Genomic DNA, 13,247 nt, shown 5'->3' with positions numbered 1-13,247 from the left:
TTCTATTTTATGAACCACAATTGACTAAATGGTTTTTCAGGTAGACGATGGTTCCATCTCTTCTACTTCGGAGGAGCTTTCCCAGAGTCATTCCCTATGAACGATGTTGAAAAGGCCGAAACGGTCTCCTACACGCTGCGTAATTTGAGCAGCAGCCTGGACAGGACCATTGCCGCTGTCGCCAATACCCTTGGCAAATCGAAAAACGCCTTGATCCTGGAGACCTTGGAGCGGGAGTTCTACGCCTACATCTCCACCTACGCCCGGTCGAATCTGTTGGTTTCGGCGATGGATGCCGAGCTGGCGAAAAAGTTCGGCATCGAGATTCTTTCGGAATGGTATGAAAGCGACCACACCATTCGGTACGACCGCTACCTCAGCGGCGAACTCAAACTGGACAGCATCGATAAGGTGGATGCTATGTTCAAGGCGAACCTCCCATTGCTTGAACTGCGTGCCAAGCAACTTATAGACAAAGGTTACTTCCGGCTGCCACGGGGCATCTCTTTGACGTTTGCCGTGTTCATTGAGATCGCCAAGCAAGATGAGGCTCTCGTTCACAAGATCTACAGAGGGGCGTTCGGCAACACTGAGGATTTCTACGCGTCCTTGAACGCAATACGTTCAGCCCTTTCGCTTCCCGCTATCAAACCTGAATAGCCAATGCCCAGGGGGCTCCCCCCGTTAACCCGCGCATTCGTTCAGCTAACAAATGAACAAGGAAATATGACGCATGCTCCTCGATCACCTGAGTGAAATTACTGACAACCAGCACTACCTTGTAAAAACCAGCATTCATTACGACGAGTACCTACACGCGCTGAATAAAATCCTCAACTCGCTTCAAGCTAAGATAGGTGAGAAACAAGTCAAGCGTCTCATCCGAGATAAATTGCAAGTTCGCGCCGGGGCTTTTAACAAAAGTCAATATATACAGGCTGCTTGCGAGCTAACAGCCATGAATGAATTTATCGACTACCCCAATGCGGCATTCGTCTACGAAGATAAAGTCACGTCGCCTAAAGATGTTGACTTCAGCGTAACTGTAAAAGGGGAAAAATATAATCTCGAAGTAAAATGTGCCTCTTACAAAGATGAAGTACGCTCCCCTGACGAAGTGACGCTTACCTTTTCAAACAGAATGCCCCACAACGCACTCCGCGAGCAGGCGCTTAAGGACGCGCGTGAGCGCTTAACGCCACAAGGCAAGACAGTGAAAGAAGGGAAAAATCTAGATAACGTAATGAAGGACTTTCTGGAATCCACCCAAGCAAAAGTCAAGCAATGCAGAGTCGAAGACACCAACATATTGATTGTGTGCTGTCACGAAGAGATCGACATGCAACTGTGGCGTGGCTACCTGTTTGGTGAGGGTGGTTTTTTTACCGAAGACAGTCCAATTGGGCATGAACGCTTCGATCTCGTGGATTTTGTCTTGCTCACCAACATCTACAACCGGCATTTCAATTACTTCAATGACCTCAGGGTATCCAATCACTGGCGCCTTTCGTCCTCTTTCAATCTGTTGTACCCCAATAGATTTTCAAAGAAAAGCAAGTCCATAACCAAAGAAAATGGACGGAAAAAATTAAATGAGTTAAATGAGATATTTCCCAACCACAATGTAAAGTTTGAAGACTTCCTAAAAAACCGGGACGATGTTCCTTCCGGAGAAAATGAAGCAATGAAGCATGTTCTCGGCGTTGCTTGGTACGCCGACAAATTCAAGACCAACGGTGTTTTCTATTTTCAACAGAGCTGATCAAAAAATCTTGCATGATCAAAAGTATTATCCATTACAAGCAAAACCACTTGAGCACCTCTAGATGGCCTCTATCCCTGACGTTTTCATTATTGAAACACTCGACCCTGACGATGAAGGCAATGGTCGCTTCGAAGGCAGCGTGATTTCTTCAGTTTTGAGGCTACACGAAAAAAAACCAATATACCGCTATGTCAGGACACGAGATCAGTTCATCGAAGCCGTTACAGAGTTCGGGAAGTCGGGATATCGGTACCTGCACATCTCTGCTCATGGGAATGAAGATGGATTGTTCACGACCAATCAGAATGAGATCGGCTATACGGATCTTGCAAAAATCCTAGAACCTCACCTGAAAAAACGTCGCCTGTTCCTATCCGCTTGCTCCATGATCCATGACAAATTTTTATCTGCACTTTTCTCTACTACAAAGTGCATCTCAGTCGTGGGCCCTCGTGAGGACATCTATTTTTCGGACGCAGCTGTCACTTGGCCTGCCATTTACCACCTTATGTTTTCAGAAAACACTGACGGCATGGATAAATCACATCTTAAAGCACAGCTCACCCACATCCGCGCTCTTTTTAAAATCGATCTGGCTTATTACTCCAAATCAACCAAGGAAAAACGCGGCTATGCCCATAATCTCTAAGCTGATTGGCCCCCGGCTCTGACCGCTCCCCATGCCCCAACCCCGCGCACACCCGCGCCAACAAGGGGCGATTTACGGTCAAACCTTTTGGCCATTTCGATCCCCTTTTGGCCTCTCCTGCCGTTCTCTGAAACGCCCCACGCCGCAAGACTGTGTTCAACCGAATCAGCCTTGCGGAGAACAAAAAAATGCTGACGATCTACTCAGACGATCACCACCTGCACCACGGGCGCTGCGAGTTGATGGATGGGCAATTGATGCCCTGCTTCGAGATGCCGTCCCGGGCCGATCATGTGTTGGAGCGGGTCAAGGCGCGGGGGCTGGGGCCGGTGGAGGCGCCGCAGGATTTTGGCCTGGGGCCGATCCAGCGCATCCACAGTGCGGCGTACCTGGAGTTTTTCAAAGGCGCCTGGGACCGCTGGGCCAAGTACAACCGCGACGGCGATTTGTTGCCCTTCACCTGGCCGGCGCGAACGCTGCGCTCGGTCATCCCCACGAGCCTGCACGGCCAGTTGGGTTATTACAGTTTCGACGGCGGTGCGCCGATTACCGCCGGCACTTGGCAGGCGGCCTACAGCGCCGCGCAAGTGGCCCTCACCGCTCAGGCGGACATCCAGCGCGGGGCGCGCAGTGCCTTTGCGTTGTGCCGCCCACCGGGGCACCACGCCGCTGGCGATTTGATGGGCGGTTATTGCTACCTCAACAACGCGGCCATCGCCGCCCAGGCCTTTCTCGACCAGGGCCATCAGAAGGTCGCGATTCTGGATGTGGATTACCACCACGGCAACGGCACCCAATCGATTTTCTATGAGCGCAGCGACGTGTTGTTCGCCTCGATCCACGGTCACCCAGAGGCGGAGTTTCCGTTCTTCCTGGGGTATGCCGACGAGCATGGCGAGGGCGACGGCGAGGGCTTCAATTTCAACTACCCTTTGCCAGCCGGCTCCGGCTGGGATACCTGGAGCGCGGCGCTGGAGCAGGCCTGCGGGCAAATCCGGGGTTACGACGCCGATGTCATCGTCGTGTCCCTGGGTGTCGACACGTTCAAGGACGACCCCATCTCGCAATTCAAGCTCGACAGCCCGGATTACCTGGCGATGGGCAAGCGCATCGCGGCGCTCGGCAAGCCGACGCTGTTCGTGATGGAAGGCGGCTACGCGGTGGCAGAAATCGGCATCAATGCCGTGAACGTTCTTGAAGGTTTCCAAAGCGCCCCATGAGGAATCACAGCATGAACAGACTCAAGCGTTTTATGGCTCCAGCCGTGTGCGCCGCGCTGCTTTGCGGCGCTGTCCAGGCCGAGGAGCGCACCTTGCGCGTCTACAACTGGTTCGACTACATCACGCCCAAGGCCCTGGAGGATTTCAAGGCGCAGAACAGCCAGGTCAAGCTGGTCTACGACATCTTCGACACCAACGAAGCCCTGGAGGCCAAGCTGCTGACGGGTAACTCCGGCTATGACGTGGTGGTGCCGTCCAACGTGTTCCTGGCCAAGCAGATCGAGGCCGGGGTGTTCCAACCCCTGGACCGCAGCAAGCTGCCGAACTGGAACCACCTCGATCCCAAGCTGATGAAGCTGATCGAAGCCAACGACCCAGGCAACAAGTTCGCCGTGCCCTACATGTACGGCACCATCCTGATCGGCTTCAACCCGGACAAGATCAAGGCCGCCCTGGGCGACAACGCGCCGGTGGACAGTTGGGACCTGATCTTCAAGGAAGAGAACATCAGCAAGCTCAAGCAGTGCGGCGTGGCGCTGCTGGATTCGCCGTCGGAGATCCTGCCCCTGGCCTTGCAGCACCTGGGCCTGGACCCCAACAGCAAGAAGCCGGCGGACTACGCCAAGGCCGAAGCGCTGATGATGAAGATTCGCCCGCACATCACCTATTTCCACTCGTCCAAGTACATGGCCGACATCGCCAACGGCGACATTTGCGTGGCGGTGGGTTACTCCGGCAGCTTTTCCCAGGCGGCCAACCGCGCCAAGGAGGCCAAGAACGGCGTGACGGTGGACATGCGCCTGCCCAAGGAAGGCGCGCCGATCTGGTTCGACATGCTCGCCATTCCCAAAGGCGCCGCCAACCCAGGGGACGCCTACACCTTCATCAACTATTTGCTGCAACCGCAGGTGATCGCGCCGGTCAGTGATTTTGTCGGCTATCCGAACCCGAACAAGGACGCGACCGAGATGGTCGACCCGGCGATCCGCAACAACCCCAACCTGTACCCGACCGAGGCGGCCATGACCACGCTCTACACCTTGCAACCCTTGCCACGGGATGCCGAACGGGCGCGGACGCGGGCCTGGACGCGGATCAAGTCCGGTCAGTGAGTTCATCAAGCTAAACAGAGAACCTGTGGGAGCGAGCTTGCTCGCGAAGACGCCGGCACATTCAACATCACCGGCGCCTGATACATCGCTTTCGCGAGCAAGCTCGCTCCCATAGGCGCCATCCCCGTCACCTCCCACGTCCCATACATAGTTACCACCTTCCCTGTTTTTCGCCTCACTAGTATGGCTATCCCGAAGCGTTCAGCTTCGCCATTCCATTCGTCGCGAGAGACAGGAAGACTCAGATGACACCCACGCCCCCTATCACGGCCCCCAGGGCCAATGCCAATCCCAAAGATGCAATCCTCAATCAGTTGCTCGCAGGGCCCACGTATCCGGAGGTCGCGTCCATTCTCTTGCGCGATGCCCTCAAGAAGCTCTACCCCACGCTGAACCTCGATCCACACAACACCGTGGTGGGCGAGCCGGACTGGGAGATTGTCGACGATGAAATCGTGCGACGGCCCACCCGCTACGAAACCCTCAGTGAAATGCTGGCCGGGCTGGTGAACGAGGAAGGTAATTCGATGCTGTTGATCGAAGGCCTGCATTTCCTCACCCGACTGCCGCTCACCTCTCCCGATGTGCATTTACCGGTGCGCATCGACCAGATCGGGCACCTGCTCAACGAGCTGGTGCCGGCCATGCTGACGGCTTGCCAGGAGCAACAGTTGGCCTATTGGAATGCCTCCCTCGGCGAGTCCGGGCCCCGCTGGCATCAGCTTTCCAGTGCGCTGCGTCAAGCCTGGAACGTCGGGCACGTCCGCGGCTGGACGACGACCGAATGCGACATGGCCCGGCAACTGTTCCACCACCCCGACCGCAAGGACCGCAAGGAGAACGACCCCTACGATAGCCATGGTTATCTGATCGACATCGATAACGTCGACGGTTCCGAGGTGAAGCGCCTGGGCGACAATTCCATCGTCGTGCTGATCGGTACCATCGACAAAAAGGAGGTCATCCTCAAGTACTCGATCGCCAACGGCTACCAGAAATTCGATTCACAGCAGGCCCTTGGTCAATCCCTCACGACCCATTTCGGTACGGCCACCTACCGCAAGATCCAGTGGCGACTGTATGAGCCCGAGGGCAATCTCTTCGATCACAAGGCCTGCGGGATGATTGCCGAGCAGGTCAAGATCATCGGTTCCTCCCCGCAGACATGGGCGACCTACGATCCCCCCGCCAGCGGTGAAGAAAGCGACGAAGATGCGCTCGTGGCCTGGTTCCAGAGGCAGATGCCCCACTGGTTGCTGGACGCCTCGCCGTCCGATCAGATCCTGTTTGCCCAGCACATGAAAAACCTCTCGATCTTGAACCAGGAGCATGCCGGCAAGACCTACCTGGACGGAATCGTGCCGATCAAGACGTTCACCTTGAACCTGCTGAAGCAGCAGATGGTCTCGGACCATGCCGACGCCTCGACATTCGATCTGGAGAACATCGAGATCGAGGTGCGCAGCCCCGTGGTCTGGGGAAGCTTCGTGCTGCCCGGCAAGATCGAGACCACCCGGTTCAGCCTCGTCGAACTGGCCTTGCAGAACCTGATCGCCCTGCCCCTTGGCGACAAGACCGTCAAGTTTCGGGACGACACGGAACTGCCCGGATGGATGACCGTCGAGTACATCGAAAACCTCATCACCCAGGCCGATATCGGTCGTGTCTATCCCGAGCTGATCCAGCGCACGCTGCTCGACGATCCAACCGAATCGAGCCGCCGCGAACAGTTGTACACCTCTCAGTTGCGCATCCAGCTGCCGATGCTGGCGTTGGAACGCAAGATCCGCAGGGAGGACCACCTGGACGATACGGGTTACCGCTACGTCGCCGCGCTGATGGAACCTGCCGAGGCGGATCGCAAGGTGGACGGAAAAACCATTGTCCTGCGCCAACTGGCCTTCGTGCCGGAACTGCAACTGGGCGATGCGCAAGACGTGGTGGGCAATATGTTCATCATCGGCCCCGAGGATTCCAGCGCCGGGCCCTGCCTGTTGTATCGGCCCCTGCTGGAACCACAGTTGAGCCAGTACCCCTCCTTCAGCAACCTGCTGTACGCCATCAGGCAAACCCCGTCGTTACGCCAGTCGGTACTGGCCTGGTTGCCCGATGGGGTACGGGACGATTACGGCCGGTTTGTCTTCCCGGACCTGCTGCCCTCCCCCTGGAGCATCGTGGCATTCGTGGTCGATCCGTTGAGTTCCTTGGCCAACAGCGGTCCTGTCAGTTTGACCGACAAGACCCTGGGGGCGAATTTCTTGCCGCAGCTGTTCAAGGCCAATGCCAACGCCTTGGTCGAACTGGCCGATCGTCAATCGGTGTCCAATCGGGAAAACCGCTGGGAGACCTTCAAACGGGCAGGCTGGCTGCTGTTCAACCTGGCCCTGCCGTACCTCGGCACCGCCGTAGGCACGGCCGGCTGGCTCTGGCAGATCCTGGACGACATCGACAAGCTCACGCAGGGCAAGGAAGGCGCCGACAAACCGGCCAAGTGGGAGGCGTTCACCGACCTGCTGCTGAACGTTGCGCTGGCGATCATCACCCATGCCATCGATCGCGCCAGGTCAGCCAGGAGCCCCCACCGGCTCCAGGCCTCGCAAGAAGTAAGGGAACTGGAAAGCCTGCCCAAGCCCCCCCATGAGCTGGTGATCGAGCGACTCCCACCGCTTCCCGGCGCTTCGCTGCCGACCGAACACTACGAAGCCATTCGCTCCAGCGGTGCCTTGATGGGCAAATCGAAAGAAAGCGCCCGGTTTCTCGACACCTTCAGCATCGCCGAACCCGAAGACCCCGGACAGTTCCGAACCTGGGGGGCCCTCAAGGGGCTCTACGAAAAGGACGGCGTCTGGCACGCAAAAATGGCCGGCAAGTGGTTCAAGGTGCAGGTCGAAGGCGAGCTGGTTTCTATCGTCGACGCAAAGGATCCCACGCGTGAAGGCCCTCCGCTGATGAGTGACACCCACGGCAAATGGCACATCGACACGCGCCTGCGCGTACGTGGCAGCGGGTCCAAGGGCATCCGGCAAAAAGTCATCGCCGATGCGCAGCGGCGCCGGATCGATCTGCTTGCCTCGCTCAATCAATTCGAAGCGAAGAAACCGCAGAACCAGAAACTGTTGACCATGCAAGCGGTGGAAATGGACGTGGCCTCGGGCGCTGCCAAGGAGGTGAAACGCGACGCCTATGTCGCGGCACTGAAGACGCAGCGGGAAAACTACGAGCAGGCACTGGCGCTGCTGTTGGAATGGCCGCTCTTCCAGTCCAGGCCCGACTACCCCCGCACTCGGCTCGGTTACCTGAATGCGCAGATCAACTTCACCTTTGCCGAGATGGAAGCCCTGGAGGATCGGTTCGCCCCGGCCATGGACAAAGCCAAGGGCATGATCACCTCTGGGATCAAGGTGCTGGAGCAAGCGCACATCGACGCGGCCGAAAGCATGATCAGCGTCGGCGACGACATGACCGAACGCCTGGACTACATGGAGACGCGCTTCACCGAACTGAAGAGCCTTGGCTACGAAGGTTTCGAATTCATCCGACGGCATCGCAAGAAGATGCCGCTCTACACCGGCGCCGACCTGCGCCTGATCAAGCTCGATATGTTCCGTCACTTGTGCCTGACACTCGACAGCGTCGAGTCGATGCCCGAAGGCTGGGAAGCGATCAACCAGATCGTGGACAACGCCACGGTCGCCTACCAGAGCCTGCGCGACGCGATCGATGAACGCAGCGTGATCCGGCTCGATGAGCGCATCGACGCCTTCGGCAGCCTGGCCGAACAGTTCGCCGCCATCGACGAACATCTCAACTACCTGGGCAACGAGTACAAGGGCAGCGTGCGTGCGCCCCAGCTCGCCCGCCTGCGCAAGGGGATTGGCACGCTTGAACAATCGACGATGCGGCACTTGGCGGCGGCCCTCGAAGAACGCAGGGACCAGCGCAGCGCCGGCTCCCCTTACGTGCAACGCCCTCGGCCGAGGAAAAAATTCATCCGGGCGCGCTTCTGGGGCCTGGTCAGCGGCGAGCCGCGCCTGTCTCGGTTGATGGAGGAAACCGATTGGGTCGATGTGAAGAACCCGTTTTCCGGGGAGATCATCATTACGTTCCACCGCAAAGAAACCGGCGAGTGGATCCCTCATGTCAAACCCGACGCGACGCCGCCCGCCGTCCCGCCCCTGGACGTCAGCGTCACCAAGGGCCAGGACCTGATCAACGGCCTGACGGCGTTCAAGGCGCAGATGCAAGCCACCGTCAAACAGCCCAGCCATACACCTGCCGGGATCGGGATGATCCTCAATGCCCATGCCGGCAGGATGGAGAAAATCAGCGCGGCCATCCAAAAGGCCCTCGACCAGGCGCAAGGTGTGGCTTCGAATGAAACCTTCGAGCTGCCAGAAGCACAGCGGCGCTCGGCCGAGACCCTGCGCGCGCAGCTTCAGCGGGAAGCGAGCGCGTTGTATGTCCTGGGGTTCGACACCGTGTTGAATGTCATCAAGCAACGCCCGCCGACCATGAGCAGCATCCTGTGGCTTAAAAGCCGGAACCAGATTTCCATTACCAAACAAAAGAGCCGGCAGCGCATCAAGACTCCGCCCTACGGCTACCTTGACCGGTATGAGATCAGGGACGTGAAAAGCGGTGAGACCCTCTGGTTTGCCGATTTCCGCTATTCGACGAACTGGGTGCCCGCCTATGCGTTCCTTTCGGCGCGCTTGAAAACCATTGAGCAAGCCAGCCGAGAAGCCACTGCCGCCGATGCCACACAAACCCTCAGCCAGCGCCAGCTGGTCGACCGTTATCGCAGCGAAATTGCCGTGGACCAGGCCAAGGAGGTGTTCTTTCAAAAAGCCCGCTCATGAACCCAATGCGGTTCATTTAAGAAAAATGATGGACCTGTGGCGAGGGAGCTTGCTCCCGCTCGGCTGCGAAGCAGTCGTAAACCGGCGGGTGCGGTGTGTCTGATGCTGCGCATTTGGCAGGTTTTGGGGCCGCTTCGCGGCCCAGCGAGAGCAAGCTCCCTCGCCACGGGTTTGTCGATTGCCTTAAGTGAACCGTATTACGGTCATGCACACGGGGCGTCAGAGCCTCCAGGCTTGGGCTAGGCTCGCCAGCGCGGTCGCGATCGCCGTGGGCGGGACCGCGGCGAATCCCAGCACCAACCCGCCGTGGATAGGCGTGGTGGTGCTGGGCAACCAGTAGCTGCTCAAACCATTGACTTCGACCCCTGCCGCCGTCGCCTGGGCGATCAGTTCGCGTTCCCGGGCGAGGCTGTCCACCGGCACCGTGACATGCAGCCCGGCCACGACGGTCGGCAAGCTGCCAACCCCTGGAATGTCTTTGGGCCAACCCGCCAGCAGCGCGTCTCGTCGGACCAGCGCGGCCCGCCGCATGCGCCGGATGTGCCGTTGGAAATGCCCGGCGGCCATGAACTCGGCCATTACCGCCTGGGTGCTGACTTCGGAATGGCGTACGTCCACGGCGCGACGCCGGGCGAAGGCGTTGACCAGGCCCGGCGGCAGCACCAGGTAGCCCAGGCGCAAGGCCGGGAACGCCACTTTGCCGAACGTACCGACGTAGAGCACCCTCCCCTGGCGATCCAATGCCGCCAAGGGCGCCAGGGGCGCGCCGCTGTAGCGGTACTCGCCATCGTAGTCGTCCTCGACGATCCAGCCGTTGTTGCGTTCGGCCCAGGCCAGCAGTTCCAGGCGCCGGGGCAGGCTCATGACCACCCCGGTCGGGTATTGATGGGACGGGGTGACGTAGGCCAGCCGGCAATGGCTCAACCCACCGAGCGCCGTGCAATCCAGGCCATCACCATCGACCGGCACGCCTCTGACGTCGGCACCGGCGACGGCGAACGCATGCCCGGCCGCTCGATACCCGGGATTTTCCACCGCCACGACGTCACCCGGGTCCACCAGCAGCTGTGCACAAAGGCTGATGCCCTGCTGTGCGCCACTGGTGATCACAATTTGTTCAGCCGTGCAGTGCAGCCCCCGGGAGCTGCGCAGGTAAGCGGCGATCAGCCCGCGCAAGCGCGCATCCCCTTGAGGGTCGCCATAACACAACTGCTGCAGATCCGGTTTGCGCCAGAAAGCCGCGTTCAGCTTGGCCCACACGTCGAAAGGGAACAGATCGAACGCCGGCACACCGACCCTGAATGCTCGCGGCGGGCCACCAGGCGGCTGGGGTAAATGGTGGTTTTCGACACGATTCAACCCATCGCTGTGGATAACTTTACTGGATGGAACCACAGGCAAATCGAGCCAATCTGTGGATAAGGCTGTGGGTAAGCCTGTTGAAAACCCTGTGGATACTTTTGTGGATATGTTTTTCAGCGGCAGGGTCGTCGAGGACAGTTTCGCCACGTAAGTACCGTCCCCTACCCGCCCTTCGATGAAACCTTCGGCGTAGAGCTGGTCGTAGGCCCGCACCACGCTGTTGCGCGAGATCGACAAGGCCGCCGCCAGGTCACGGCTGGCCGGCAGGCGCGTGCCGCTGGCCAGGCGTCCGTCCAGCACCCGGGTGCGCAACGCCTGGTAAAGCTGGCGGCTGAGCCCCTGGCGGCGGTCCAGCTCAATGCCAGCGGGGTTGAACGACAGTGGCGGCACGACGTTGTGCATGGCAGCCCTCACGAATGGACCTATCGAATTGGCCGGAAGTGGCTCTTACAACAGACCAATAGCCTGCCTAGGATGCTCGCATTCGCCAAGGAAAATCATCATGTACACCCCCAAAGCCTTTGCCGTCGAAGACTTGCCCCAATTGCACCAGATGATGGGCGATTGCCGCCTGGCCGTGCTCGTCACCCACGGTGAACACGGTGTGCAGGCCAGCCATTTGCCGTTGTTGCTGGACACGCAACAGGGGCCGAACGGCACCCTTTACGGGCACATGGCCCGGGCCAATCCACAATGGCGCGACTTGGAAGCCGGCGCCGAGGCCCTGGTGATATTCGCCGGTGCCGAGGCCTACGTCAGCCCGGGTTTCTACCCGAGCAAAGCCGAACACGGCAAAGTCGTGCCGACCTGGAACTACGTGGCCGTCCACGCCTACGGCAACGCAGAGGTGTTCAGCGACGCGCAGCGCCTGCGCAACCTGGTCGGCGCCCTCACCGACCGCCACGAAACCGCTCGCGAGCAGCCGTGGAAAATCGACGATGCACCCGCCGAGTACATCGACAGCATGCTCAAGGCCATCGTCGGCTTCGCCCTGCCCATCCAGCGCCTGGAAGGCAAGCGCAAGCTCAGCCAGAACCGCAGCCCCGCGGATGTCGCCGGGGTACGCAACGGCCTTGCCGCCAGCCCCGACCCGCAGGACCAGACGCTCGCGCGGCTGATGCCTGATCCATCGTCCAAGGAGTGAATATGAGCCAGATTGAAATCCGCCGCGTCAGCGCCAACGATCACGCCGCGTGGCTGCCGCTGTGGCAGGCCTACTTGCGTTTCTACAACACCGAGCTGCCGGACGCGGTCAGCCAAAGCACCTGGCAGCGCTTGCTCGACGACCGCGAGCCCACCCACGCTGCCCTGGCCTGGAACGGCGACACGGCAGTCGGCCTGGTACATTTCATCTACCATCGCTCGAACTGGAGCATCGAGAACTCCTGCTACCTGCAAGACCTGCTGGTGACAGAACAGAGCCGTGGCACCGGTGTGGGTCGCCAGCTCATCGAATTCGTCTACACCACCGCCAAGGCCGATGGCTGCTGCAAGGTGCACTGGTTGACCCACGAAACCAACGCCACGGCGATCCAGCTGTACGAGCGCATCGCCGAGCGCCCAGGCTTCATTCAATTTCGCAAAGCCCTTTAAGGAGCACCCCATGTCGTCTTCACTCGCTGATTGGAAAGGTGTCCCGGCGCCGTCTGCGCAGTTGCTCGAAGGGCGTTTCATCCGCCTGGAAAAACTCGATCCGGCGCGGCATGCCGACGGCCTGTGGCAAGCCCTTGAAGGGCCCGGGGCCGACCCGAAACTCTGGGATTACTTGCCCTATGGCCCGTTCAAGGATCGCGGCGCGTTCGATGCCTGGCTGAACAACCACGCCGCCAACACCGACCCGTATTTCTTCAGCGTGATCGACCGCGCCAGCGGCGAGGTGCAGGGCATTCTCAGCCTGATGTCCATCGTCCCGGCCCAGGGCCGTATCGAGATCGGCCACGTGACCTTCGGCGCACCGATGCAGCGCTCGCCGAAAAGCACCGAGGCGGTCTACCTGTTGGCGAAGGAGTCTTTCGCCCTGGGTTACCGCCGGCTGGAGTGGAAGTGCAACAACGGCAACGCTCGCTCCAAATACGCCGCCGAGCGGCTGGGGTTCACGTTCGAGGGTGTGTTCCGCCAGCACATGGTGGTCAAGGGCCAGAACCGCGACACCGCGTGGTATTCGATGCTGGATTCGGAGTGGCCGGCCATTGGCGCCGGGTTCGAGCAGTGGTTGAGCGAGGCCAATCAGCGCGACGGCGGACAGGTGCGCAGCCTGGCGCAATGCCGCGCATAGGCTAA

Annotated in this window: 10 protein-coding genes; 9 read left to right on the top strand and 1 reads right to left on the bottom strand. The window is 59.4% G+C overall.

Features of this window, described 5'->3' with window-relative positions:
• Positions 1–96: 96 nt before the first annotated feature.
• The 6 genes from AO356_RS12115 to AO356_RS12090 all read left to right on the top strand — a co-directional run bounded on the left by AO356_RS12115 (position 97) and on the right by AO356_RS12090 (position 9,605).
• Entirely contained in the window at positions 97–660 is a 564-nt protein-coding gene (locus AO356_RS12115; protein ID WP_060739986.1) for a hypothetical protein, read from the top strand.
• Positions 661–733: 73 nt separating this feature from the next.
• A complete protein-coding gene (locus tag AO356_RS12110; protein ID WP_060739985.1) occupies positions 734–1,762 on the top strand; it encodes a hypothetical protein in 1,029 nt (342 codons plus the stop codon).
• Between the two features lie 64 nt (positions 1,763–1,826).
• Complete coding sequence (locus AO356_RS12105; RefSeq protein ID WP_060739984.1) at positions 1,827–2,414, top strand: hypothetical protein; 588 nt, start codon at positions 1,827–1,829, stop codon at positions 2,412–2,414.
• Between the two features lie 188 nt (positions 2,415–2,602).
• Positions 2,603–3,634, top strand: a complete 1,032-nt coding sequence (locus AO356_RS12100; RefSeq protein WP_060739983.1) for a histone deacetylase family protein — start codon at positions 2,603–2,605, stop codon at positions 3,632–3,634.
• Between the two features lie 11 nt (positions 3,635–3,645).
• Positions 3,646–4,746, top strand: a complete 1,101-nt coding sequence (locus AO356_RS12095) for a polyamine ABC transporter substrate-binding protein (RefSeq protein WP_060739982.1) — start codon at positions 3,646–3,648, stop codon at positions 4,744–4,746.
• Between the two features lie 245 nt (positions 4,747–4,991).
• Positions 4,992–9,605 (top strand): dermonecrotic toxin domain-containing protein, encoded by a 4,614-nt coding sequence (locus AO356_RS12090; RefSeq protein ID WP_060739981.1) that lies wholly within the window; start codon positions 4,992–4,994, stop codon positions 9,603–9,605.
• A 219-nt stretch (positions 9,606–9,824) separates the two neighbouring features.
• Here the strand turns inward: AO356_RS12090 and AO356_RS12085 are convergent, their stop codons facing one another.
• The gene (locus tag AO356_RS12085) at positions 9,825–11,369 is read right to left on the bottom strand and encodes a PLP-dependent aminotransferase family protein (protein WP_060739980.1); all 1,545 of its coding nucleotides are present in this window, start codon (positions 11,367–11,369) and stop codon (positions 9,825–9,827) included.
• Between the two features lie 100 nt (positions 11,370–11,469).
• Here AO356_RS12085 and AO356_RS12080 point away from each other — a divergent pair, with 100 nt between their 5' ends.
• The 3 genes from AO356_RS12080 to AO356_RS12070 are packed head-to-tail and all read left to right on the top strand — an operon-like array spanning position 11,470 to position 13,242.
• On the top strand, positions 11,470–12,111 hold the full coding sequence (locus tag AO356_RS12080; protein WP_060739979.1) for an FMN-binding negative transcriptional regulator: 642 nt from the start codon (positions 11,470–11,472) through the stop codon (positions 12,109–12,111).
• A gap of 2 nt (positions 12,112–12,113) precedes the next feature.
• Positions 12,114–12,560, top strand: coding sequence for a GNAT family N-acetyltransferase (locus AO356_RS12075; protein ID WP_060739978.1), 447 nt, complete (start codon positions 12,114–12,116; stop codon positions 12,558–12,560).
• Between the two features lie 10 nt (positions 12,561–12,570).
• Positions 12,571–13,242: a GNAT family N-acetyltransferase gene (locus AO356_RS12070; protein ID WP_060739977.1), complete on the top strand. Its 672-nt coding sequence runs from the start codon at positions 12,571–12,573 to the stop codon at positions 13,240–13,242.
• Positions 13,243–13,247 lie beyond the last annotated feature (5 nt).

Origin of the sequence: Pseudomonas fluorescens (assembly GCF_001307275.1) — a bacterium.
Taxonomy (GTDB): domain Bacteria; phylum Pseudomonadota; class Gammaproteobacteria; order Pseudomonadales; family Pseudomonadaceae; genus Aquipseudomonas; species Aquipseudomonas fluorescens_AA.
The sequence above is the reverse complement of the archived record's forward strand: the minus strand, read 5'-3'. Positions and strand labels throughout refer to the sequence as shown.